The following is a 24234-nucleotide window of genomic DNA, read 5'->3' on the forward strand; positions in this document are numbered from 1 at the left end:
TCTTACCAGGCTTTCTTTCTGTTAAAGGCTGCGTCTGTGTACGCCTTCGCGTGAACCAACTGGAGGAAAAGGTCGATCACCAGCTCGTACATGGTGGCGGCCGCGAGCATGTATCTCCATCCCCGGAGCCGCACCGTCACCACTCGTTCGATCACGAAGACACCGGTCACGGCAAGCCAGAACGGCTGGATGTGCAGCCCCGCCCCCGTGCCCAGTGCAACCGCCACCGTGCTGAGGTAGCCAAGCGTCACCAGGACGCCCGCCACCGAAAGAACCTGCCTCCCCCAATACGGCCTGGTGACCCGCGTCCAGCCGTACTGGACACAGTTCTCCACCGCGCCGCGCTTCCACCGCAGGCGCTGCGCCCAGAGTTCCCGCCAGGTGGGCATGACCTCGGTGACCAGGGTGCAATCGGCGGGGGATTTGATCCGGTACTTCAGCGTCAGCAGGGCAAAGGACAGCTCGTTGTCCTCCGTCAGGACCGAGGTATCGTAGACGCCGCCCCTGCCATTTCCGGGAGGCAGCGTGCCATCCAGCCTGGCCGCGGACACGTCGCGGAGCGTCCGGACCCGGAACAATGCGGCGGTGCCGGTGACCACCAGGCATTTACCGTGCAGCCGCCGCACGTCCCTGGCGTACCGGGCGTATTCATTCCTTTGCAGGTGGCCGACGAATCCGCCGCCCTCGCCGCCCCGGAACACTCCACCCACGGCACCGAGCCGCGAATCAGCCTGAAGGTGCCCCACCGAGCGTTCAATGAAATCCCGTGAAAGCTGCGAATCGGCATCCTGCACCAGGACCATGTCCTCAGGCTCAGCCTCCGGCAGCAGGCCAGCGAGCACGAAGTTGAGGGCGCCGGCCTTCTTGTCGGTGTTGCCCACTGTTGGCACCACCTCGGCGCCCGCCGCCAGGGAAATAGCTTCCGTTTTGTCCGTGCAATTATCTGCGACCACAATTATCCGGTCCGGGATAATTGTCTGGTTTTGCAGAGACAAGAGGGTTTCACCGATTCCCGCGGCCTCGTTGTGGGCCGGGATGATGACCGTGATCACAGGGTTGCCCCTGCCATAAGCCCGGGCCTGAATATTGCCCATAATTGCGACGCCGCGCACATTTTTCCCCGCTGAAACCATTTGAAGTTCTATTGACTTTGAGTGTTTCAACGCGAACTCAAATCGTTTGCACAGAAGCGGCAACAAAACTACAAGCTTCAATCAAGACGGCCGCACGTACCTCAAGCTCAGGAAGCAGCGGCGCTGAGCTCAAGGGCAGGCGCTGGCCCTCCCGATGCCGGCCTGCGCCCCCGTCCATGGGTGAACAAGTAGAAGCAGAAGCGCACAGAAAGCGCACAAAATCTATTGACTCGTTACAGCGAGCGCTGTTACACATGGTGTAAAGCGTTTTCTGAAACGATACAAACTCTTGTCCTCATCAAAGGAGATGACTGTGCCTGCTGCTGCCCAACCCTCCAACCGCCCGGTTTCTGTATCCCGCTGCCGCGGACGGGCAAGGACATACCTGGCCGCTGGCCTCGCTGCGGCAGCCCTGCTGTCCGGGGCGGGCGTGGCCGTTACCGCGCCGGCCGCCAATGCCGAGCCGAGCAACTACCGCTTCGACTTCGGCAACGGGCCCGTGGAACACGGGCACACCGGCGTCAGCGCCACCGACGCCTACAGCCCCGAAACCCGCTACGGCTTCAACACCCCGGAGCATATGGCCAACGTTTCGGCCAAAGGCACAGGAGCCGGGAGCGATGCCGTTCGCTTCCTCCAGTTCGGGACCAAGAGCGCCAACACGTTCAACGTGGACCTGAAGGAAGGCCTTTACAAGGTCACAGTCACCCTTGGCGACACCTCCCGGGCCAGCATCGCGGCTGAAGGCGTCTTCCAGGAAATGAACCTGACCGGAAACGGCGCCACGGCCTCCTTTGAAATTCCCGTCACCGATGGCCAGCTGAACCTCCTGGTCACGGAGGGCAAAGTTGGCACGGCCTTCACACTGAGCTCGCTGGCCATCGACAAGGTCTCGCGCCATCCGGAGATGGACCCCACCATCTGGGTGGGCGGCGACTCCACAGTGGCCAGCTACTACCCCCTGGAGAACAGCGTCCAGGGCGGCTGGGGCCAGATGCTGCCGCAGTATGTCGACCCCGAGGCGTTCGATGTCCGGAACATGGCCACCGGCGGACAGATTGCCCGCGGCTTCCGCAATGACGGCCAGCTCGAAGCCATCCTCCAGTACATCAAGCCGGGCGACCTGTTCCTGCTGGAGATGGGCATAAACGACACTGCAGCCAAGAACGCCACCACCGAGGCAGAGTTCAAGGAGATCATGCGTGACATGGTCCGCCAGGTGGCAGCTACCGGCGCCACACCGGTGCTCGTCACCCCGCAGGGCCGCGCCACGGACTTCGTGGACGGCGTGCACACCTCGGTCAACCGCTGGTACCGCAACTCAACCGTTGCCCTTGCACAGGAGGAGGGCGTGCACCTGGTTGATTTGAACGTCCTGGCATCCGCCTACTTCACGGAGATTGGCCCGGAAGCCACCCTGGCCCTGTACATGACCGGCGACACGCTGCACCCCAACCGCGCCGGCGCCTCCGAACTGGCGCGCCTGGTGGCCGGGGACCTTGCCCGCCAGGGTCTCTAGGCAGGGTTGCTGGGCACGGTCTCTGGGCAGGGTTTCTAGCTAGGGTTCTAGGCCAGCGGCCCTAGATCCAGTCAGCGGAGAAATCCTGCGGCGGCCACCACCGGGTGCGGGCCTGGACGTAGAACCTGCGGCCGGTAACCTCCGTGGGATTGATCCGGATCAGGTGCTCCTTGAGGCCGGACTCCCACGGTTCACGGTCCGGATCGGACAGTTCCAGGGGCACATTGCCGTCGGCCACGGGCTCGGGTATCCCCTTGACCACCACGCTCCACACTTCGGTGCTGTACGCATTCAAACCGTCGGTCTCCAGGGCCACCAGGGTTCCGGCAAGCAGGGAGTACAGCTTGGTGCCGGGGGCAGTCCTGAAGTACAGGGCACCTTCCGCCGGCACAAAGTTAACGGGGAAGATTTCCGGTGTGGTTCCGTTGATGACTGCCAGCCTGCCGATGTAGGAGGAGCGCAAGTACTTCCAGCACTCCGCTTCTGGAAGTACTTCAGTCTTGGGTCCCGAGGGTGAGTTCTCCATGGCCCGAAGTCTAGGCCTCCGGCTGCCGGAGGGAGTAGGGCCTTCCTTCCCGTGAGCTAAATCCCGCTTAGCCCGCCTGCCCGGGCGGACGGATGATCCGCCGCTGCGTGGCGGCGGCGATGGCTGCCGTCCTGTTGTCCACCCCGAGCTTGCCGTAGATGTGGACCAGGTGCGTCTTAACCGTTGCCTCAGAGATGAAGACCTGCTTGGCGATGGCGCGGTTGGACAGCCCGGTGGCGAGCAGCTCCAGCAGCTGGACCTCCCGCGGGGTGAGCGAGGTGCCAGGGTTGGTGATGCGGTTCATGAGCAGGGCGGCGGCCTTGGGTGCCAGGACCGTCTCCCCGGCTGCTGCGGCAAAAACGGCCTGGCGGATCTGTTCCGGAGGCGCGTCCTTGAGCATGTAGCCGCTGGCGCCTGCTTCTACGGCTGCGAGGATATCGGCGTCGGTGTCGTAGGTGGTCAAAATCAGGACTGGCGGCGGCGCAGCCAGCTTCCTGATCGCGGCGGTGGCCGCCACCCCGTCCATGCCCGCGCCCATCTGCAGGTCCATCAGCACCACGTCCACCGCGTCACCCAGGACCGCCAGCCGCGAGAGTTCCTTCAGGGCGGCTTTCCCGTCCGCAGCTTCAGCGGTGATGGAAATGCCCTCGAACTCGGTGAGCATGGCCCTCAGGCCGGCGCGGACCACCGGATGGTCGTCCACCAGCAGGACGCGCACGTCAGCCAAGGGTGTCTCCCCCGAAACCATCGAGCGGCAGCCGGATTGCCACCACGGTCCCTTCGCCCGGGGCGGTCTCCAACTCCAGGGAGCCGTTGAGGGCCCTTACCCTTTCCTCCAGTGAGCGGAGGCCGAATCCGCTGCCGTCCGCGCCGCCGTCGTGCCCAGTACCGCGGACGCCCGTCCCTGAGACGCACGTCCCGGCGGCGGGCGGCGCGCCAAAGCCCACCCCGTCGTCGTAAATGTCCATGGTGACTTCCGTGCCCAGGAAGGTGAGCGTCACCACGGCATTGCCGGCATGGGCGTGATCGCGGACGTTGGCAAGGCTCGCCTGTGCCGCGCGGAGCAGAGCCACCTGGTGCGGTTGCGGCAGCTCGGCAGGTTCGCCGTCCACCTCCAGCCGGCAGCGGAGCTCAGCTCCCGCAGCCGCGGCGCCCGATTCGGTCTCCCCGCAGAGCCGGCGGAGGGCCTCCACCAATGTGGTGTCATGCAGCTGCGGAGAGGACAGGCCGCGGACAAAGCTCCGCGCCTCGGCCAGGTTGTCCGCCGCAGTCTGCTGCATCAGCGCCACCCGCGACGCTGCGGTGGCTGAATCACCGTGGGCCAGCGACTGTTCCGCGGCCCGGGCCAGCAGCACAATGCTGGACAGGCCCTGGGCCAGGGTGTCGTGGATTTCCCGGGCCAGCCGCTCGCGCTCGGCCAGCACCCCGGCGCCGTGCTGGGACGCCGCCAGTTCCTGGCGGGTGCGCCGCAGTTCATCCGCGGCCCGCCGCTGGTTCTCCGCCTCCCGGTAGAGCGCACCATAGGCAAGGCCGGTGATGACGGCGAAGGCGGCGCCAAACAGCGGCCCGACGACGGCGGCCGCGTGCGGGACCGGGTCACCGCTGGCAGACCACTGGGAGGCGATGACCGCGGCCGTCATGAGTGCAATGGTCAGCAGCGCGGCACGTCTGGGCAGCAGGTGCAGGTGCAGGAAGAACAGGGGGAAGGCCAGCCAGGCAAAATCGGCACTGCCCGCCAGCAGGAGGACCCAGAGCGCTGTCACCGCGGCCAGCCAGGGGAGGCCGTAGCGGCGGGGATTGAACCGGATCCGGCCCGCGGCATGGCGGTGTTCCAGGATTGTCCCGGTGAGGTAGACCGCGGCCAGGACAAAGGCCAGGCCCGTCCAGAGGAACGGGAAGGATCCCCGGGAGCCTGATGCCAGCAGCCGGACCACGCCCACCACCAGCAGGGCGGCGAAGCCGGTGTGCAGCGTCACCCGCAGCACCCGCAGGATCGCTTCGGAGGACGCCGTCTCCACAGCGCTCAGGGGGTTCTTTGGTTCGTGGGTGCCGGGTCCGCCGGAAGGGTGCAGGGCAGGGGTGGCGGACATTCCACCAGCTTATGCGCGCCCGCCCGGCGGCGGGTCAATCAAAAGGTTGACTCTGCATTCAACCTTTCATCCCTGGCGTATCAACTCCCTGCCCGATGGACCGGGGTCCGGCAGCCGGGACAGTGGATGGAGACCTTATCCAGTGGGACCAACCGAGAGAAGAACAACGTGTTCCTCGCAATCCGCGACATCCGTTTCGCCAAGGGCCGGTTCGCCATGATGGGCGGCGTGGTGGCCCTGATTACCCTGCTCCTGGTCATGCTGTCCGGCCTCACCGCCGGGCTGGCTGAACAGTCAACCTCCGCGATCGGCAAGCTGGGGGCTGCCGCCGCTGCACCGGTGGACACCGTGGTGTTCGGCGCCCCCGGCTCCGGTACGCCCAAGGCCTCCTATACGGAAAGCTCCGTGACGGCAGCCCAGGCGGAGAGCTGGCGGAGCCGGCCGGGCGTCCGCGCTGCCGAGCCGGTGGGGATCACCCAGACCCGTGCCCAGGGTGCGGCTGCGGGCTCGGGCACCAACAATGTGGCCGTGTTCGGGGTGGCCCCCGGCAGCGGGCTGGCGCCTGTTGACGTTTCTGCCGGCACCGCGGTGGTGGGCGCCTCCGTGGCCGAGGCCCTGTCCCTCCAGCAGGGGGACGCGTTGGCCATCAGCGGGGTGGAACTCATCGTGGCCGCGGTTGTTGAGGACCAGTGGTACGCCCACACCAGCGTTGTGTGGACGGCCCTTCCGGCCTGGTCCAGGCTTGTCCACGTGTCCGACGGCGGCCAGCTGGCTACCGTCATTGCCGTCACCTACCAAGACCGCGCGGCAGTTGATGAAGCCGCCGCGGATGCCGCGGCGAATACTGTGAGCGTCTCACGGACAGAATCCTTCCAGGCACTGGGCTCGTTCAAGAGCGAGAACGGCTCGCTGACGCTGATGCAGGCTTTCCTCTACGGCATCTCGTCCCTGGTGATTGTGGCGTTCCTGACCGTGTGGACCATCCAGCGGACCCGCGACATCGCCGTCCTGAAGGCCATGGGGGCGCCGGGGTCCTACATCCTGCGGGATGCCATCACGCAGGCAGCAATTGTCCTGGCAGCGGGGGCCGGGCTGGGCGGGCTTGCCGGTGTCCTTGCCGGACTGGTGGCCGCCCAGGCAGCCCCCTTCCTCCTCAGCCCTGCCACCACGCTGCTTCCCGTCGTCGGGATTGTTGCCCTGGGGCTGGCCGGGGCAGCGCTGGCCGTCCGCCGCGTCACCAAAATCGACGCCCTGCTGGCCCTCGGCGGGAACTGACACCCCGCTCCCCCACACTTCCCCCTTCATCCCCGAGTTTTTGTCCAGATACGCAGGCCTAATGTGCGGCAGATTCATATGGTGGTTGCAACGTTCTGATTGATGGAGCGTTTGATGCCGAAGTTGTTTCCTGTCCATGTTCGTGATGATTTTCTTGATTTGGTGTGCTCCGGCGCGTCCGTCAGTGAGGCTGCACGGCGTGTCGGAGCCTCGCGCGGGACCGGGAAGAAGTGGTGGGCCGAGTCTGGTCAGATGACGCTGAGCATCTCGGCCCATGGCGGCCTGGCAGATCCTGCCCCGTCCGTGGAGGTCTCCTGCGGGCGGGCACTAAGCGAAGCCGAGAGGGGGATGATCCAGATGGGCCGGCAAGCCGGGATGAGCTACGCGAAGATCGGTGCGGCCATCGGACGGGACAAGTCCGTCATCTGGCGGGAGGTCAACCGCAACTGTGACGCCGAGGGCAGGTACAACGCTAAAGTCGCGCACACCAGAGCCCATCAGGCACGCCGCCGGCCCAAGCCCTTCAAGCTCATCGAGGACGAGGATTTGTGCCGGCTGATCGCGGTGTGGATGGACGATGGGTGGAGTCCGAAGCTGATCTCGTCGATGCTGGCGTTTTACTTTGCCGGTGACCAGACTATGCAGGTGAGCCACGAGACGATCTACCAGGCCCTGTATGTCCAAACCCGCGGAAGCCTGCGGAAAGACCTGGCCGAAAACCTCAGCCTGAAACGTAAACAACGCATCCCCCACACCGCCGACCGGCTCAAGAGCAGCCCCTACAAGGAGGCGTTCAAGATCAGCGAACGCCCCGCCGAGGTCCAGGACCGGGCGGTCCCCGGGCACTGGGAAGGTGACTTGATCATCGGTTCTGACGGGACCGCGATCGGCACTCTCGTGGAGCGCTCAACCCGGTTCACGATCCTGCTGCACCTGCCCGGGGACCATACCGCCGAAACCGTCGCCGCCGCGATGATCCGGGAAATGGCGAACCTCCCGGAGCACCTGCGCCGCTCGATCACCTGGGACCGCGGCACAGAACTCGCCGGCTACGCGAAGATCCAGACCGCGCTGGAAACCACGCTCTATTTCTGCGACCCGCACTCGCCCTGGCAGCGCGGCACCAATGAAAACACCAACCGGCTCCTGCGGTTCTGGTTCGAAAAAGGCTCCGACCTCTCGGCCCATACCCCTGAGGACCTCAACCGCATCGCGGCAAAGCTCAACCGCCGCCCCCGACCGACCCTCAACCTCGATACCCCAGCCAACCGGCTAAACCAGCTGCTGCAAGCGGCCTAACCACCCCGCGTTGCTCCCACCACTTGACATTGCCTGCCCTGAACCCTGCATATCTCGCCAAAAACTCCAATCCTTTGAAAGGAAACATGATGTCTGCCTACTCCACCCCGGTTCCGTTGGAACTGCTCAACGTCACCCTGGAATACCCTGACGGAGGCGGCACCACCACCGCCCTGGACCGCGTCAGCCTGGCAGTCCCGGCCGGGCACGTGGTGTCGCTCGTCGGACCGTCCGGCTCGGGAAAATCGAGCCTCCTTGCCGCAGCCGCCACCCTGGTCCGCCCCACCAGCGGCCAAGTCATCATCGACGGCACCGACACAACCGGCCTTCCGGACAAGGCGCTCACGGCACTGCGCGGCAGCAAAGTGGGCATCATCTTCCAGCAGCCCAACCTCCTCCCCTCACTCACGGCCGCCGAACAGCTCATCATCGGCGACCACCTACGCGGCAAGCCCGTGAAGGCCGCCCGGAAGAAGGCCGCCGGACTCCTTGACGTCGTTGGCCTGTCCGCGAGCGCCGGGAAGCTCCCCCACCAGCTCTCCGGCGGCCAGCGCCAGCGGGTCAACATCGCCAGGGCCCTGATGGGAAACCCGAAAGTCCTGCTGGTGGATGAGCCGACGGCCGCCCTTGACCACGAGCGCAGCGCCTCGATCATCCGGCTGCTGTGCCAGGTGACCTCCGAGTTCAACGTGGGCACGGTGTTGGTCACGCATGACATGGAGTTTGTTCCGTTGACCGCTGCGGTGGCCAGCATGCGGGACGGGGCCCTCGCCGCCCCGGTGCTGACCGGCGCGTGAGCACGGGTGGCCCGGGGGCTTTGCGCGCAGTAATTGCAGGGCAACCCCCGCCACGGAGAATTGACCGGATCTTGCGGCAAACCTTGCCGTGCCCTGAAGTTGCGGGTCCACGCTGAAGTCATGGACCAACCAGCTTGTGGGGAGCAGGAAGCAATGGGAAATAGGACAGTTTTAGACGGGGAAGTCACCGCCGTGGATGGCGTGCTCACGGATCAGCATCCGCTCGACTTCTACGCACTGGGCCTGGCGGGCTGCATCGACCGGCTCACGGCGCCCCTCCGCCACCGGGGAACCGCCGTCCGCTGGGACACCCCGCACTGGGGCATCGAGATCCCGAAGGACTGCGCGTCCCTCCTTTACCAGTCGGCACGCGAGGCGCTCAGCAACGTCTACAAGCACTCCGGGGCGTCGCACCTGGCCGTCCAGCTCGCCGCCGTGGACCATGGCATCCGCCTGGTGGTGGCCGACGACGGCACGGGCTTTGACAGTGAAGCTGCCACCTGCGGGCGCCACCACGGCTACGGCCTCCGGCTCATGTCCGTTGCCGTCCATGAGGCCGGCGGCACCGTGGACATCCGCTCCGCCCCCGGGCAGGGCACCAGCGTGACGGTTACGCTGCCGCTGGATTAAGGCTCGGATGCCCGCCGTTGCTGGGACGGCGGGCATCCGGAAAACCCTAACGGGTCAGTTTGGCTGAATCGGGCTCAAGGTCGCCGATGTGGCCTGGTGCGTTGGCCGCCAGGACCCGCTGGACGAAGGCGCAGTACTCCTCCATGTAGTGGCGCAGGAACTTGGCAGTGCCCTCATTCTTGACCTCGCCGTCGTCGCCAAATACGGCGGCGTCGAAGTGGATGTAGGCCTCCGGCGCGTTGAGCTGCGGCGCGTCAAGGAAGCTCAGGACGCTGCGCATGGACGATTGCATCACCGCAGTACCAATGCTTCCCACGGAAGCCCCGATAATTCCGGTGGGCTTGCGGGCAAAGGAGTTGCTTCCCCAGGGCCGGGAGCCCCAGTCGATGGCATTCTTGAGCGCCCCGGGAATGGAGCGGTTGTATTCCGGGGACACGAACAGGAGCCCGTCGGCCGCCTCGATGGCTTCCTTGAGGGCGCGCCCTTCCGGCGGGAAGTCGGCGTCGTAGTCGTAGCTGTAGAGGGGGAGGTCCTTGATGGGGATCTCCGTGAACTCCAGGTCCTCGGGAGCGAGTTTGATCAACGCCTTGGCCAGGACCCTGTTGATGGAGCCGGTTGCCAGGCTCCCCACGAAGTAGCCGATTTTGTACGGTGCCATGAGTGTTCCTTCCAATAGCCGGTCCGCGCCGGCAGGCCATATTTCCGGAAATGAGTGCCGCCCCAGCGGGGGCGGCGTGTAGTGCCCGTTGCACCCAACAGTCCAGCACAGAAGCCGGGGTGCGGCCAGAGGGGGCGGCGTGTTGAAGAGCTCCGGGAGACTTTCCGAATCCCGGCCACCCCTTGCGGTCCTGCCTTGGCTCGCATATTTTGAAACGAATCAGAAACCGCTTTCCCGCCGATCTTGTCCCAGCTTGGGCGGGGGCGCGGCCAAGCCGGCGGACGCGAAACAACAGAATTGGACGATATGACGGACAGCACCCTCATCAGGTGGATCGACGGCCAGGCACCTTCGGAATCCAGCGGCGGGACCACGTGGGGCATGCCCTTCGCCCGCGGCGCGGTGCCCTCGGCGGAGGCCCTCTCCGTCACCGACGCCGGCGGCAACGCCGTTACTACCCAGGCCTGGCCCCTGGCCACCTGGCCGGACGGCTCCCTCAAGTGGGCCGGCATCGCACTCCCCGCCACCAGCTCGCCGTCGGACTTTTACCACGTGGCGTCCGACGGCGGCGCGTCGCGAGGGGAAGCCGGCCAGCCGCCGTCGGGCCTTGCCGGAGTTACTGCCACCGAAACCGGCGATGCCCTGACAGTGGACACCGGAACGCTGCGGATGGTGATCAAGCGCGGGGGCTCCACCCTCTTCAGCAGCCTTACCCGCGGCGGCGTGGAGGTGGCGCGGGACGCCCGCCTGGTCAGCCTCCTGCAGGACGGCCTTGCTGATGACCAGGGAGGCGACGGCGCCGGAACCTTCAGCCGGGAGGCCTTCACCGGCGTGGTCAGCGCCGCGGTGCTTGAACAGAGCGGACCCGTGCGCGCCGTGGTGCGGCTGGAAGGCCAGCACCGGCCGGACGCGCCGGGCAGCGGCCGGGAAAGCTGGCTACCCTTCGTGGTCAGGTTCTACTTCCACGCCAACGCCCGCAGCGTCCGCATGGTGCACTCCTTCATCTGGGACGGCGACGCGGACCGCGACTTCCTAGCCGGGCTCGGCGTGCGCTTCACGGTCCCGCTGCAGGCAGAGCTGCACAACAGGCACGTCCGGATAGCAGGGGCCGACGGCGGCTTCCTCACCGAAGCGGTCCGCGGCCTGACCGGCCTGCGCCGGGACCCCGGCGAGGACGTCCGGCGCGCCCAGGTGGAAGGCCGCGCCACTTCGCCCGCGGCCGGCTGGAACCCCGAGGTGTCCGAACGGCTGCGCCTGATTCCGGCGTGGAACGACTACACGCTCAGCCAGCTCAGCGCCGACGGCTTCGAGCTGCGCAAGCGGACTGCTCCCGGCCGCGCCTGGGTGGGGATTTCCGGCGGCACCAGGTCGGCCGGCTTCTGCTCGCTGACTGACACCCGTGGAGGCTTCGGCGTGGGCGTCAAGGACTTCTGGCAGTCCCACCCCGGCCAGCTGGACATCCGCAACGCCGCCACGGACCAGGCCTCCCTGACTGCGTGGCTGTACTCCCCCGAAGCCCAGCCCATGGACCTGCGTTTCTACCATGACGGCCTGGGCCAGGACTCGTTCGAGGAACAGCTTGAGGGCCTCGAAATCACGTATGAGGACTACGAGCCGGGCTTCGGAAACGCGCGCGGCATTTCCCGCACACATGAGTTAACTCTGTTCGCCTACGACGGCACACCGGCAACCGAAAGCCTGGCGGCAGACGCCGCTGCCGCCTCAGCCCCTGCGCTGCTGCAGGCCACCCCGGAGTACTTGCACTCGGTGGGCGTGTTCGGCGATTGGGACCCGGTGGACCGCAGCACCCCCGCCCGGGCCGAGCTGGAGGACCACCTGGACTTCCTCTTCGATTTTTATGCCGGCCAGGTGGAGCAGCGGCGCTGGTACGGGTTCTGGAACTACGGCGACGTGATGCATACTTACGACCATGACCGGCATGTGTGGCGGTACGACGTAGGCGGTTACGCATGGGACAACTCCGAGCTCTCCCCCGACCTCTGGCTCTGGTACTCCTACCTGCGCTCCGGCCGGGCGGACATCTTCCGGTTCGCGGAGGCCATGACGCGGCACACCGGCGAGGTGGACGTCTACCACCTGGGCCCGTGGCGCGGCCTGGGTTCGCGGCACAACGTCCAGCACTGGGGCTGCAGCGCCAAGCAGCTCCGCATCAGCACACCCGCTTACCGCCGCTTCTACTACTACCTGACGGCGGATGAACGGACCGGGGACCTGCTGACCGAGCTGGTGGACAGCGACCAGAACTTCCTGGGGCTGGACCCCGTGCGCAAGGTCCGCCCCGACGCCGACACCTATCGGCCCAACCGGGGCGCCCTGGGCGTTGGCCTCGGAACGGACTGGGGCTCGCTCGCCGCCACCTGGCTCACCGACTGGGAGCGTACGGGCAACCCCCGCTCACGCGACCGGCTCCTGGGCACCATGGCGGACATCGGCGCCCTCAAATACGGCTTCCTCACCGGCGAAGCGCTTTATGACCTGGACAAAGGGCGGTTCGATACCGGCCGGGAGCTGATCCAGGTGTCCCACCTGAGCGCCGTGTTCGGCCTGGTGGAGATCTGCAGCGAACTGGTGGACCTGGTTCCGGATCCGGAGTTCGAGCGTGCCTGGCTGCAGTACTGCCGGCTCTTCCTGGGCACGAAGGAGGAACAGGTGGCAGCGGTTGGACAGCCGCTGGAAGGCATCTACCTCACCCAGGCGCACAGCCGGCTTACGGCCTACGCGGCTGCCCGGCTGAACGATCCGGACCTGGCCGCCCGCGCCTGGACGAGCTTCGCCGAAGGAGGCGAACACCTCAACCACGAGTCGGCCTTCACGCTGCGGAAGATCGAGCCGCCGCACGTGCTGCTGCCGGTGGATGAGGCACCCACCGTGTCCACCAATGACGCCTCCCAGTTCGGGCTCGCCGTCATCCAGAACCTGGCGCTGGTCGGTAACCACCTGCGGTAGCTGCGCCCTTGTGACGGCGGCACCCGGCCTTGATTCCCTGAGCCGGGTGCCGCCGTCGCCCGTTCCCCGGCCCTTTGGCGGGCAGCTGCCTGGGCCGGCTGATTCCCCACCGCCCGGCGAGACGTTTGAAACCACGCTCTGGAAACCGGCGCGCCTAGCAGGTACATTGATAAGCATGCTGATGATTTACCGAATCGTCAGCTTCCGGTAACACAGCGAAGGAGACGTTATGAGCACGAAGGTGGAAAAACGCATTCTGGTGAACGTACCGGTAAGCACCGCTTACAACCAGTGGACCCAGTTCGAGGAATTCCCCCACTTCATGGGCGGGGTCAAGAGCGTGACCCAGCTCAGCGACGACAGGCTTGAGTGGGTGGCCGAGATCGGCGGCATCCGCCGGCAGTGGGAAGCGAAGATCCTGGAGCAGGTTCCGGACCGGAAGGTCGCCTGGGCGGCTACGGAGGGCGCCACGAACGCCGGCGCGGTCGAGTTCGAGGACGTGGGCGGCGGGCAGACTTCCCTCCGGCTGACGCTCGAGTACGAGCCCGAAGGCATCATCGAAAAGGTTGGCGACAAGCTCAACGTGGTTGACCGCCAGGCCGAGGCAGACCTGCAGCGGTTCAAGGAATTCATCGAGGACGAGGGGTACGCCAGCGGTGCCTGGCGCGGACGCGTCAGCACAGGCGCACCGGCTGGCACCCCGGGCGTTGAGCACGCTGCCGCATCCCGCGGTGACTCCGGCAAGGCAGGCGTTTCAGGCAAGGTTGCCGCAGGGCTGGGCGTTGCGGCGGCAGCGGGCGCAGCAGCGGCCATGGCAGCAGGCGGCAACAAGGAGACAACTGCCGTTGCCGACGAAACGGTGACTCCAGTGACTCCCGGAGAGCCGGTCACCGTCACCCCGATTCCCACCGATACGACCACCACGGGTGCCACGACGGGCACGACGGAGGCAGCGGGCTCCACTGGGTCGGTCGCCGATCTGGGCAATGACAGGATCGGCCACGCCTTCGACCAGACCAACGGCCTGGTGGACACCACCGGCGAGTCCGACGAGACGGCCGAAGGTGAGAACCTGAGCGCCGCTGAGCGCGAAGGCGACGACCGCCGCCGCGACGGTGGCCTGCCGCCTGTCGGCGGGAACCTCGGCACGCACTAACCGGGTCCAGCCGCAGCACAAAGCGCCGCCCGCCTCTCCCCCGAGGCGGGCGGCGCTTTTGCCTGTGCTTGTGCTACTTGTCGGCGACCGTGTAAACCACCGACGGTGCGGCCGGGGTTTCCATGCCTTCGCCGATGAAGAAGCCCGGGTGCGGCGGCTGGTTGTAGGCCACGTTTTCGCGGGCCACGGCGGTCCGGTAGACGGTGTCGTGCATCAGGGTGCGGAGCCGGACCTCGGTGGGCGAGGTGCTGGTGTAGATCCGCAGCTCGGTGCTGTCCGACGACGGGAAGGCCAGTTCCTCGCGCCAGTCACCCAGCAGGTCCGCCTGCAGGGACGGGTTGCCCTTGGTGTGGTTGTTGGTCCGGGCGCCGGTGACAGTCAGGAGCCTGTCGCTCGATTCCGTTTCCCAGTTCCACTTTGAAATGGTGGGCACGCCCACGCCGGCGGCAGCGTCGAAGTCGTGGTCAACGATCTCCCGCAGCAGGTCGCCGTCCCACCAGGCCATGAAGTTGGCGGCCGGGATCTTCTCGGCGATCAGCTCGCCCTTGGCGGACATCAGCTGGCCCCGCGGGGAGTTCCAGGAGGCATCTCCGCCCACGGCCCAGCCCTCAGCGCCGGCGTAGCGGGGATCGATGTCCCCGGCGGCACCGCGGCCGGTGTCCCGGATGGCGGGGATGCTCCAGAGCACCTCGCCGGTGGCGGCGTCGCGGAAGGTTGCGCCGCGGTTGCCGCTCTGGCTCATGCTCTCGTGGACGGCGAAGACCTCCAGGCCCGGGCGGGAAGGATCAAAATCGCTGGTGTGCATCGCATCGCCGTGGCCCAGCCTGGTGTTGTAGAGGACCGAGCCGTCGTCGTCGATGGTCATGGAGCCGAAGACGAACTCGTCCTTGCCATCCTGGTCCACGTCAGCTACGGACAGGTTGTGGTTGCCCTGGCCTTTGTATTCGGCGCCGGCGATGTCCGAGTCGAAGGTCCAGCGCTTCACCAGCTTGCCGTCCACCAGGTCATAGGTGACCAGGACGGTGCGGGTGTAGTAGCCGCGGCTGAACATCATGGATGGCTTTTCGCCGTCGAGGTAGGCGACGCCGGCCAGGAAGCGGTCCACGCGGTTGCCGTACCCGTCGCCCCATGCGGAGACGTTGCCGCGCGGCGGATCGTAGGCGACTGTGTCCATGATGGTGCCGGTGGCGCCGTTGAACACGGTGAGGAACTCCGGGCCGGACAGGACATAACCGGCGCTGTTCCGGTAGTCCGCCGCAGCGTCCCCGATCACGGTTCCTACCCCGTCGGTGGTGCCGTCCGCCGTCTTCATGGACACTTCGGCCTTGCCGTCGCCGTCGAAATCGTACGCCAGGAGCTGGGTGTAGTGGGCGCCGGCGCGGATGTTGTGGCCCAGGTCGATGCGCCACAGCCTGGTGCCGTCCATCTTGTAGGCGTCCACGTAGACGTTCCCCGTAAACCCGGGCCTGGAGTTGTCCTGTGCATTGGAAGGGTTCCAGAGCTGGATGATTTCGTAGCTGCCGTCCCCGTCGAGGTCCGCGACACTGGAATCGTTGGCCGAGTAGGTGTACGGCTTCCCGTCCTTGCTGATGCCGTCGGCGGGCTTGTCCAGCTTGATGGGCAGGTAGTCCTGTGCCAGCGGCGTGAATTCTGCGCTGAGCTTGTCCTGCCCGTTGCCGTTGCCCACGGTCTTGATGACGTAGGTGGAGGCCGCGTTTCCGGACGGGTCAACGTAGGTGGTGGTGTTGCGGATGGGCTCTTCGGTGAGCTGGACGCCGTCGCGGATCACGTGGAAGCCCACGCTGTCCTGGTCCAGGCCCAGCATGCGCCAGCCCAGCGTGACGCCCTGGTCCGTGAGCACGGCGACGGGCGCCCGGTCCAGGTTCTCCACCTGGCGCTTCAGTTCTGCCTTGCCGGACTGCCCGGGCGCGGTGCTTGGGCTGGCCTGCGCCAGGGGTACGCCGGTGAACGCCAGTGCAGCGGCCGTGAGTGATGCTGCCGCGGCCATCGGGGCGGCCTTCCAGGCGCGGTCTAACCGCAGACCGGGACGGGGCGTGGGGGAACATTTCGAGGGATAAGGCAAAAGAACATCTCCTTTGATGCGGCGGCAGCTGAGTCTGCCGCGCGACAGTTTGGAACGTTTCACTTCCAGTGGCAGCACTGCCCGAATGTTGTGGAGGGGAGGTCGGCGCCAGGAAGGAAAGCGTTTTCTGCCCTTAACTTTTATCAGCGCTTTACAAGTCTGGTCAAGGGTTTGACGGAACTAAATGGGAGATATTGTTCCCTTGCGTTCAATTCGTGCGTGGCTGTGCTGGTACATACGACGCCGGCAATTGCCAGCATGCTGCGGGTCACCGTCCAACGCCGTCCGTATCGAGCCCGTCTACGGTGTGCCCACGCTGCTGAACTTCGTCCTGGCCCTGAACCACCGCCCGGGCCGCTACCCTCCGGGAGCTGAAGGCGGCACCCCGGGCAGCAACAACGGGCATCCACTCCTAGTCCCAGGCCGGGACCAGGACTACTTCATACTGGGTTGGCGGCGGCTGCTGCCCGAACTTTGCATTAACCGCGGCGAGCGTATCCCCGAACCTGGCCACCGTCGTCGGGATGTCGAAGTGCTTGCTGGTGATGACGTCCCTGACCTTGAAGGACGTCAGGTCACTGGACAGTTTCAGGCGGCTGACCTGGTTGGCCATGTTCTGGACCGCCCATACGGTGTGGTCTTTCACCAGGATGCCGTCGATGAATTCCAGGTCCGGCCCCTTGATCCTCTTGCTCTTTCCCGTGCCCGGATCCACGGTGTAGAGGGCCTGGTTCTGGGTGTGGGCCACAATCAGGACGTCGCCGTCACCTGCTGCGATGCCGTTGAACCCGAACTGGCCGGGTTGCAGCGGCCTGCCCGCCTCACCGCCCACTTCCAGTGTCTCCACGTCCTCCGCTTTTCCGAGCTCGCCCCGTCCGTTCATGGGGAGGAAATAGAGCTCGGGAGTGGCCGAATTGGTGAACCAGGCGCCGTCACGGGTGAGGGTGACGTCATTGATGAAGCCGGGGCCAAGGTCATATTCCTTGAGGGCCTTGCGGGTGTCGGTGTCGTACACGTAAGCCTTGCCGGAAGTGCCGCCTGCCACGAACAGCAGGTCGTTGCGGGTGTCCGCCTTCATGCCGACGGCCATCCGGCCCTCGGGTGCATCGATGAAACGCCTGGCCTTTCCGTCACGGATGTCGCCGCGGAAGATATCGCCGGTAAACAGTTCTCCGGCATAGAAGGTTGTTCCCCCACCCGCCGCGATGCCTTCTGCCGAGCCGGCCCCGCGGAGGACGATGACATCGTCCCCGGAAGACGTGGATGCGGCTGCCGGGACTGCTGTTGACAACAGCAAGGCCAAAATCGCGATAAATCCACCAACGGCACGGCGTCGTACTGTTTTGCGCATGATATTTCCTGGATTGGGCTGGTGCGCGGGGCCCAATCTGCGGCAGCTCCGCACGATGGTGATCCCATTTTAAGCTCCACCATGGAGGCCCCGCCATAGCTTGGTGCCCCCTTCACAGTCGAGGGGGCAGGGCCTGGGACCGGCGTGTGGTTCGGGATTCTGCTTACAATCGAAGCCTCAATCAACTACTGAGGGATCCATGAAGAAATTCGCCACAGCCCTGATCGCCGCCGGACTCGTTGTCACCGCAACCGCCTGCACCACCTCGAACCAGCTCACCACCGCGGAAACCTGCGAGCGCATTCAGTCCGTTGTGTCGAACCCGGCCAACAACGCCGGCAAGACCGGCATGAACCGCCTGGCAAACCAGATCCGCCCCATCCACGCCGTCGCCTCGGACGACCTCAAGGGTGCGCTTGAGTCGATCATCGAGTACACCGATGAGCAGGCGAAGGAGACTCCGGACGAGGACAAGCTCGCCGAGCTCACGGAAGGCTACGAGGAAGCCGGCAGCACGTACAGCCAGTTCTGCAGCTGATTCCTGCTGACGGCGCACTGCCGCCTGACCCGGCTACGTGAGTGTGGCCGGGTCCGTGTTCGCACCGCACAGTATGACCGCAACCCGGTCGCCCAGGCCCGGCGCGTAGGCGCCGGACGTGAGCGCTGCATAAGCTGCGGCCGCGCCGTGTTCCACGATGATCCGGTAGCCATCCCACAGTTTCAGGCGCGCTTCGATGATTGCGGCGTCGGACACCAGGACGCTTTCGACGCCGGCGCGGACCGCCACGGAGAAGCCGACATCACCGATGCTGCGTGCACCCAGGGAGTCCGCAGCAACTCCCGAGACTGGCACGTCGACAGGTTTTCCGGCCGCCAGCGCAGCGTTCAAGGTAGGGGCTGATTCCGGCTCCACGGCCACCACTTTGGCCCGGCCCTCCACAGCCGCGGCGATTCCCGCCATCAGCCCGCCTCCACCGACCGCTACCAGGACGGTGTCAACCCCGCCCACCTGGTCGAGAAGTTCCAGCCCCACGGTTCCGGCACCGGCGGCAATTTCGGGCTGGTCGTACGCATGGCAATAGAGGGCGCCGGTTTCCCGGGCATGCTCGATGGCTGCCTGGTATGCGTCCGCGTACTCGGCGCCGCCCTGCACCACCGCCGCTCCGATGGCTTTGAGCTTGCGGACCTTCACTGCAGGGGCGGCGGCCGGGACAAACACCGTTGCGGGTACGCCAAGCTGTGCAGCCGCGTAGGCGTTGGCCAGGCCGGCGTTGCCGCCGGAGGCAACCACCACGCCGACGTCCGGCTTCAGCTCACCGCGTTCCTTGGCGGCCAGGACCCGGTTGAGGGCGCCGCGGGCCTTGAAGGTTCCGGTGTGCTGCATGAACTCGCATTTGAACCACACCGGACCGGGGAAATCCCCGGGGTCAGCTTCCAGGACAGGCGTCAGCCGGGTCAGGCCTGCCGTCCGTCGCGTTGCCTGTTCCACGTCGGCGCGGGTAATCATAAATGCGTCAGACCTCGTCGTCCCAGGTTCCCGGTTCCTGCAGGGCGTCCTCGGGCTTGTCCTCCTGGGACGGTTGGCCGCTGCCCGCGTAGGACGCGGGGACGGTCCCGGCAGCGTGGGCCTGCTGCTCCTCGCGGATATTGCCGGCACCGGGCAATTCCGGGTGCTGGCCTGCCTGCGGTGCCTGGGTGCCCTCCTTGGCCGCGTCCGGGTCACCTGGGCCCCGAAGGTCTGCGGTGTTCTGCGGCTCGTCATTGCTAGAAGTCATGGTTCTGCCTTTCGCTCGGGAACTACGGCGTTCGGCCGGGCCTATCCCCGCACCATCCTCCAGCCTACGGGCTGGCCCTGCCCGGCAGCAGGAAGAGGCGGCCTGTGGTCTGGCCGGCTCCCCCAGCCGGGACTGCGAAAAGACTCCCCGAACCTGTGAAATGGGCCGTGAACCTGTGAATTGGGACTCAGCCGGGACTTCCACGGCACACCCTGCGTTAAACCCCATGGCGGAAGGAGGCCACTTGCTTATTGTCCTGACCGGAATCGACGGTTCCGGGAAGTCCACGGCCGCCCAGGCCCTGGTGTCAGCCGTCAGGGCCGACGGCTGCATGGCAACGCTGTTGAACAACCACGCGGGCAGGCGCAGCATGTCAGTCCTGGGCGCCAGGCTGGGCTTCCGGCTGCCCCACCGCCTTTCCGACGCCCTGGAGACCACATTCCGGGTGTGGAACGTGCTGGTAAACCATCTGCGCGCCGCCCGTACTGACGGCTTGGTGGTGATGGACCGGCACCTCTACTGCCAGCTGGCATTGCGTGCCACGAAGGGGCTGCCGCGGGGCCGCCTGCTTCCGTGGCTGCTGGGCAAACTTCCTGCCCCTGATGCCGTGGTGCACCTGGAAGTTGACCCCGGCGTTGCGCATCAGCGCATCGCCGCACGCGGTACGGACGCGGAGACGTTGGAGGATTTGGCGGCTTTCGCCCACGCCTACCGGCAACTGCCCGAGTACTGGAGCTTCGAAAAAGTGGACGCTTCGGTCCCCGTTCCGGAGTTGACGCGGCGCCTTGCCGGAGTGGTGCACGGACTGGAACGGATCCCCGACAAAGGACAACCTCCGGTCACCATATGACCGTGTCCAGGCATTAACGCACAGGAAGGCGGGTGGACCCAGGGGTCCATCCGCCTTCCCGTTGCAGGAAAGTTCCTAGCTCGACGCAGTCGGCGAAGGCGAGGTCATCTCTGTTTCCTCGGGTTCGCTCTCGGTGACAGAAGGCGAGGGTGAGCTGTCCGGTGAGGACGTGCTGGTGGACCCGGATGTGCTGGTGGACGTCGGGCTGGACGTGGCGCTGCCGCCGTCGGCCTTCTCCAGCACCTCGTTGATGAGGTCCTCAAGTTCCTTTTGGTCCGGATCGCCGAGGTCGGCGCCGCTCTTGGTGGCAACCACCAGCAGCCGGCCCTCGGCAGCGGAGACCTGCATCAGCTTCTGCTGGTTTTCGCCGCTGCGGGAGCTGAGGGTGGCGAAGGTCTTTTCAGCGTCCGTGTCCGCCTGGACTTCCTCGCTGGTCACCTCGTAGGTCTGTCCCAGCGCTTCCACGGAGAAAGTGGCGCACTGGTCCATTTTGCCGCTGATCTCATCCAGGACCTCGACGGCGTCCGGCCCCTCGCTGCCCGACTGCGCGGACAGCGTGCGCGGCTGGTCTCCTTCGGAGAGCGCGACGGCGATCTCGCCGCTTTCGACGGTATCCAGCAGTCCCGCCGTGGCAATGTCCTTGCAGTCTTCAGGATCCACCGTGGCCGTGCTCAGGAGGAGGTTGGCGATGTTGCCGCCCTGGTCCACCTGTTCCTTGGAGTACAGCTTGAGTTCGTTGCCGTCCTCGTCCGTCATGCCGGAGATCAGTTCGCGGAGCTCATCCTCGGTGTAAACCTTGGCCTCGGCCGTAGGGGAGGGCGTTTCCGAGGCGGACGGGCTCGCAGCTTCGCCGCCGCCGCCCGTGCAGCCCGCGAGGGCCATCATTGCTGCCGTCATCAATCCAAGCGCAGGTACTTTTCGCATTGGTACAACCCCTTTGAAGATAGGAAGCATACTTAGTGTTTATCAGCTTAGGGGTTTGGGCCCGGTGGAACAATAACGGCCCTGCAACTTTCCAGCGGAACTTCCGGCGGAATGAAAAGCCCGCACCTCCGCCGTCCTGGCTGTGGAATAATCCGAGGAAGTGGTCCTTACCGGACCGCTCCAGGAGCAGGAGGAGCCGGATTGTCCGCCACACCAAGGAGCACCGCCGAGGCGGCGGGCACGGCCATCAACAACTCCCAGATCCCCAAGCACGAGCAACTGCGGACCATCATCCTCAAGCTCGCCAGGGAAGAACTGGAACCGGGCGCCAGGCTTCCCAGCGAGCGGACCCTCATGGATTCCTATGGCGTCAGCCGGATCACGGTGCGTGCCGCGATCGGACGCCTGGTCAACGAGGGGCACCTGGTCCGGGTTCCCGCCAAGGGCACCTTCGTGGCAGATTCCCCCGTGCAGTCCACGCTGCACCTCGCCTCCTTCACCCAGGAAATGGAGGCGATGGGCCACGTCCCCAGCACCGTGGTACTGGTGGCGGAAGCTGCCACCGCCCCTGAGGACACCGCCGAAGCGCTGGGCCTTGCCCCTGGATCCGAAGTGGTCCACCTCAAGCGGCTCCGCCTGGCGGACGGGCGGCCGGTCAGCGTGGATGACGCCTGGTACAACCCGGAGCACGCCCCCGGACTTCTGGAGATCGACCTGACCGGATCGGTGTACAAGGCGCTGGCGGCGCAGTTTGGCCACCAGATTGACCGGGCACGGCAAAGCGTACGGTCCGAGGGCGCCCCCGCCGACGTGGGGGCGCTCCTCGGAACCGGAACGGGTGCGCCGGTGCTGGCCTTCGACCGGGTGTCCTATTCAGGTCCCCTGGCCATCGAGCATTCGCGCTCCTGGTACCGCTCGGACCGCTACTCGCTCACCATGGAAGTCCGGCTCTAAGCGGACCCGGGCGAGCGCCTAGTCCAGTGAAAACAGGCTGGCGCCGGCAGTCACGGCACCGGCTGCCAAGAGCGTTGCGGCGTCCGGCTTGGTATCGAGCACGACGACGGGACTCACCATCGAGTAGCCGGCCGCCAGGGCGGCGGCCGGGTCCACATGCATCACCGGCTCACCCGCGCCCACGGTGTCGCCCTGGGCAATCAGCAGCTTGAAGCCTTCGCCCTTGAGCTTGACGGTATCGATGCCCACATGGGTGAGCACTCCCTTCCCGCCTGACTCCACCACCACGAAGGCGTGCGGCAGGAGCTTGACCACTTTCCCGGCGACGGGGGACACGACGTCGAACGCCTCCCCTGCGGGCGGCTCAACGGCCGCGCCTGAACCCACCATCTGGCCTGCAAAGACCGGATCCGGGACGTCGGACAACGGAACCACGCTGCCGCTGAGGGGCGCGTTGACAACCAGCGCTTCCGGCATCAGAGCAGGTCCTCGATGTCTTCGGCCAGGTTGTCCGCCTCCGGGCCAACAATCACCTGGACTGCGGTGCCGGCGGCAAGGACACCGTGGGCTCCGGCTGCTTTCAGGGCGGCCTCGTTAACCAGCGACCCATCCTTTACCTCGGTGCGCAGGCGAGTGATGCATGCCTCGACCTCAACGATGTTGGCGGCGCCGCCCAGGCCCTCAATGATCTTTTCTGCTTTGGACATGGCTGCCCTTTCTGACGGTGCCCCGCGGAGCACTGCTTCAGCACCAGGACCGGCGGCCCAAGTGCGACCAATTATGTTCCGGTTCATCGGAACTGTCAGCGCCTGCTGGAAGATCTTCTACCTTGACAGGCACTCGTGGGATGAATCACACTGAACTGGTCATAACCAGACAGTACCGGCTGGAACCGTTTCTTCACAAGCCCCCACCCGATCCCCGCAGAGGTGTAAACCATGTCAACATCCGAGACCGCCGCCCTGGCTCCAGAGAAGAAGCCGAACAGGGCCTTCGCCACCCTCCAGCGGCTGGGCCGCTGCCTGATGCTGCCCATAGCCGTCCTCCCCGCAGCCGGCATCCTGCTGCGCATTGGCCAGGCCGACCTGCTGGGCGCCATCCCCGGGTTCGAGGGCGGCGCAGCAGTCATCTCCGCAGCAGGCAATGCCGTGTTCACCTGGCTGCCCCTCATCTTCGCGGTCGGCATCGCAATCGGCTGGGCCAAGAAATCCGACGGTTCCACCGCACTGGCAGCGGTAGTGGGATACATGGTGATCGACGGCGTCTTCAAGGCCATGTCCCCGCTGGTCCTGGCCGGGCAGGTTGACCCCGCCGGCAAGCCAGCGATGATCAACTACGGCGTCCTGGCCGGCATCGTGGTGGGCCTGCTGTCCGCCATGCTTTGGCAGCGGTTCTACCGCACCAAACTGCCGGACTTCCTGGGCTTCTTCAGCGGCCGCCGCCTGGTGCCCATCCTGACGTCCGTCACCAGCCTGGCAGCCGGCGTCGTCCTTGCCCTGTTCTACCCGCTGTTCAACGCCGGCCTCTCTGCAGTGGGTGAAGCCGTGGCGGGCAACGCAGTGGCCGGTGGCGGCGTCTACGGTTTCGCCAACCGCATGCTCATCCCCGCAGGCCTGCACCACATCCTCAACTCCGCCGTGTGGTTCCTCATCGGCGACTACACCGATGCTTCCGGCCAGCTGGTCCGCGGCGACCTCAACCGCTTCTTTGCCGGTGATCCCAGCGCAGGCATCTTCATGACCGGATTCTTCCCCATCATGATGTTCGGCCTGCCGGCGGCAGCCCTTGCCATCTGGCGCCACGCCAAGCCCTCGCAGAAGAAGATCGTGGGCGGCATCATGCTCTCCACCGCCCTTACCGCGTTCTTCACCGGCATCACCGAACCGCTTGAATACTCCTTCATGTTCGTTGCCTTCCCGCTGTACATCGTCCACGCAGTCCTCACCGGCACCTCCATGGCATTGGTCAACGCGTTGGACATCCACCATGGCTTCACGTTCTCCGCCGGGCTGATCGACTTCGTCCTCAACTTCGGCAAATCGGAGAATGGCTGGCTGCTGATCCCCATCGGCCTGGGCTACGCGGTGATCTACTACTTCCTCTTCTCCATCGTCATCAAGCGCTGGAACCTGCGGACGCCGGGCCGTGAGGATGACGAGGTCACGGTGGAGACGGACGCCGCCAAGTAAACGGCGTCTCCTTTCTCCACCAAGCACAGCACCAGCACCAGCTACCGAAAGCAGCTTC

At 65.9% G+C, this 24234-nt stretch carries 23 protein-coding genes; 11 read left to right on the forward strand and 12 right to left on the reverse strand.

Going from position 1 to position 24234, the window contains the following annotated elements:
* Positions 1-2: 2 nt before the first annotated feature.
* Positions 3-1052: a glycosyltransferase family 2 protein gene (locus ABRP28_RS12900; protein ID WP_374152852.1), complete on the reverse strand. Its 1050-nt coding sequence runs from the start codon at positions 1050-1052 to the stop codon at positions 3-5.
* A gap of 394 nt (positions 1053-1446) precedes the next feature.
* Between ABRP28_RS12900 and ABRP28_RS12905 the strand changes: the two genes are divergently transcribed.
* Positions 1447-2652, forward strand: coding sequence for a GDSL-type esterase/lipase family protein (locus ABRP28_RS12905; RefSeq protein ID WP_350005671.1), 1206 nt, complete (start codon positions 1447-1449; stop codon positions 2650-2652).
* A gap of 61 nt (positions 2653-2713) precedes the next feature.
* Here ABRP28_RS12905 and ABRP28_RS12910 read toward each other — a convergent pair whose 3' ends face one another.
* The 3 genes from ABRP28_RS12910 to ABRP28_RS12920 form a co-directional block, all read right to left on the reverse strand.
* Entirely contained in the window at positions 2714-3178 is a 465-nt protein-coding gene (locus ABRP28_RS12910; protein ID WP_350005669.1) for a pyridoxamine 5'-phosphate oxidase family protein, read from the reverse strand.
* 67 nt (positions 3179-3245) lie between these two features.
* Complete coding sequence (locus ABRP28_RS12915; RefSeq protein ID WP_350005667.1) at positions 3246-3905, reverse strand: response regulator transcription factor; 660 nt, start codon at positions 3903-3905, stop codon at positions 3246-3248.
* A complete protein-coding gene (locus tag ABRP28_RS12920; protein WP_350005666.1) occupies positions 3898-5268 on the reverse strand; it encodes a sensor histidine kinase in 1371 nt (456 codons plus the stop codon). Before ABRP28_RS12920 ends, ABRP28_RS12915 begins: the two co-directional genes overlap by 8 nt.
* 168 nt (positions 5269-5436) lie before the next feature.
* Here ABRP28_RS12920 and ABRP28_RS12925 point away from each other — a divergent pair, with 168 nt between their 5' ends.
* The 4 genes from ABRP28_RS12925 to ABRP28_RS12940 all read left to right on the forward strand — a co-directional run bounded on the left by ABRP28_RS12925 (position 5437) and on the right by ABRP28_RS12940 (position 9269).
* Positions 5437-6543: an FtsX-like permease family protein gene (locus tag ABRP28_RS12925; RefSeq protein ID WP_350005664.1), complete on the forward strand. Its 1107-nt coding sequence runs from the start codon at positions 5437-5439 to the stop codon at positions 6541-6543.
* A 114-nt stretch (positions 6544-6657) separates the two neighbouring features.
* The gene (locus ABRP28_RS12930) at positions 6658-7842 is read left to right on the forward strand and encodes an IS30 family transposase (RefSeq protein WP_374152828.1); all 1185 of its coding nucleotides are present in this window, start codon (positions 6658-6660) and stop codon (positions 7840-7842) included.
* Between the two features lie 89 nt (positions 7843-7931).
* Positions 7932-8639, forward strand: coding sequence for an ABC transporter ATP-binding protein (locus tag ABRP28_RS12935; protein WP_350005396.1), 708 nt, complete (start codon positions 7932-7934; stop codon positions 8637-8639).
* Between the two features lie 153 nt (positions 8640-8792).
* The gene (locus ABRP28_RS12940; protein WP_231453767.1) at positions 8793-9269 is read left to right on the forward strand and encodes a sensor histidine kinase; all 477 of its coding nucleotides are present in this window, start codon (positions 8793-8795) and stop codon (positions 9267-9269) included.
* A gap of 46 nt (positions 9270-9315) precedes the next feature.
* Here ABRP28_RS12940 and ABRP28_RS12945 read toward each other — a convergent pair whose 3' ends face one another.
* Positions 9316-9927, reverse strand: coding sequence for an NADPH-dependent FMN reductase (locus ABRP28_RS12945; protein ID WP_350005394.1), 612 nt, complete (start codon positions 9925-9927; stop codon positions 9316-9318).
* A 306-nt stretch (positions 9928-10233) separates the two neighbouring features.
* Between ABRP28_RS12945 and ABRP28_RS12950 the strand changes: the two genes are divergently transcribed.
* On the forward strand, positions 10234-12894 hold the full coding sequence (locus ABRP28_RS12950; protein ID WP_350005392.1) for a Tat pathway signal sequence domain protein: 2661 nt from the start codon (positions 10234-10236) through the stop codon (positions 12892-12894).
* Positions 12895-13123: 229 nt separating this feature from the next.
* Complete coding sequence (locus ABRP28_RS12955; RefSeq protein ID WP_350005390.1) at positions 13124-14050, forward strand: SRPBCC family protein; 927 nt, start codon at positions 13124-13126, stop codon at positions 14048-14050.
* A 73-nt stretch (positions 14051-14123) separates the two neighbouring features.
* On the opposite strand, the gene ABRP28_RS12960 is transcribed toward ABRP28_RS12955, so the two are convergent.
* The gene (locus ABRP28_RS12960; protein WP_374152853.1) at positions 14124-16133 is read right to left on the reverse strand and encodes a rhamnogalacturonan lyase; all 2010 of its coding nucleotides are present in this window, start codon (positions 16131-16133) and stop codon (positions 14124-14126) included.
* A gap of 412 nt (positions 16134-16545) precedes the next feature.
* Positions 16546-17484 (reverse strand): hypothetical protein, encoded by a 939-nt coding sequence (locus ABRP28_RS12965; RefSeq protein ID WP_350005386.1) that lies wholly within the window; start codon positions 17482-17484, stop codon positions 16546-16548.
* 199 nt (positions 17485-17683) lie between these two features.
* On the opposite strand from ABRP28_RS12965, the gene ABRP28_RS12970 reads away from it, so the two are divergent.
* Positions 17684-18022 carry a hypothetical protein gene (locus tag ABRP28_RS12970; RefSeq protein ID WP_350005384.1) on the forward strand — a complete coding sequence of 113 codons (339 nt, stop codon included), beginning with the start codon at positions 17684-17686 and terminating at the stop codon, positions 18020-18022.
* Positions 18023-18055: 33 nt separating this feature from the next.
* Here the strand turns inward: ABRP28_RS12970 and ABRP28_RS12975 are convergent, their stop codons facing one another.
* On the reverse strand, positions 18056-18991 hold the full coding sequence (locus ABRP28_RS12975) for a threonine/serine dehydratase (RefSeq protein WP_350005382.1): 936 nt from the start codon (positions 18989-18991) through the stop codon (positions 18056-18058).
* A 7-nt stretch (positions 18992-18998) separates the two neighbouring features.
* Positions 18999-19259, reverse strand: coding sequence for a hypothetical protein (locus ABRP28_RS12980; protein ID WP_350005377.1), 261 nt, complete (start codon positions 19257-19259; stop codon positions 18999-19001).
* A gap of 244 nt (positions 19260-19503) precedes the next feature.
* On the opposite strand from ABRP28_RS12980, the gene ABRP28_RS12985 reads away from it, so the two are divergent.
* Positions 19504-20109 (forward strand): AAA family ATPase, encoded by a 606-nt coding sequence (locus ABRP28_RS12985; RefSeq protein WP_350005371.1) that lies wholly within the window; start codon positions 19504-19506, stop codon positions 20107-20109.
* A 75-nt stretch (positions 20110-20184) separates the two neighbouring features.
* Here ABRP28_RS12985 and ABRP28_RS12990 read toward each other — a convergent pair whose 3' ends face one another.
* A complete protein-coding gene (locus tag ABRP28_RS12990) occupies positions 20185-21033 on the reverse strand; it encodes a hypothetical protein (RefSeq protein WP_350005369.1) in 849 nt (282 codons plus the stop codon).
* 201 nt (positions 21034-21234) lie between these two features.
* Between ABRP28_RS12990 and ABRP28_RS12995 the strand changes: the two genes are divergently transcribed.
* Complete coding sequence (locus ABRP28_RS12995) at positions 21235-21987, forward strand: GntR family transcriptional regulator (protein ID WP_350005367.1); 753 nt, start codon at positions 21235-21237, stop codon at positions 21985-21987.
* 18 nt (positions 21988-22005) lie between these two features.
* Here ABRP28_RS12995 and ABRP28_RS13000 read toward each other — a convergent pair whose 3' ends face one another.
* Together ABRP28_RS13000 and ABRP28_RS13005 are read right to left on the reverse strand one after the other, a co-directional pair.
* Positions 22006-22464, reverse strand: a complete 459-nt coding sequence (locus ABRP28_RS13000; protein WP_350005365.1) for a PTS glucose transporter subunit IIA — start codon at positions 22462-22464, stop codon at positions 22006-22008.
* Positions 22464-22694 (reverse strand): glucose PTS transporter subunit EIIB, encoded by a 231-nt coding sequence (locus tag ABRP28_RS13005; protein ID WP_013602544.1) that lies wholly within the window; start codon positions 22692-22694, stop codon positions 22464-22466. Before ABRP28_RS13005 ends, ABRP28_RS13000 begins: the two co-directional genes overlap by 1 nt.
* A gap of 231 nt (positions 22695-22925) precedes the next feature.
* Here ABRP28_RS13005 and ABRP28_RS13010 point away from each other — a divergent pair, with 231 nt between their 5' ends.
* Positions 22926-24176 carry a PTS transporter subunit EIIC gene (locus ABRP28_RS13010; RefSeq protein ID WP_231453782.1) on the forward strand — a complete coding sequence of 417 codons (1251 nt, stop codon included), beginning with the start codon at positions 22926-22928 and terminating at the stop codon, positions 24174-24176.
* The last annotated feature ends 58 nt before the right edge of the window (positions 24177-24234 follow it).

It is taken from the genome of Pseudarthrobacter sp. WHRI 8279 (assembly GCF_040224115.2).
GTDB lineage: Bacteria > Actinomycetota > Actinomycetes > Actinomycetales > Micrococcaceae > Arthrobacter.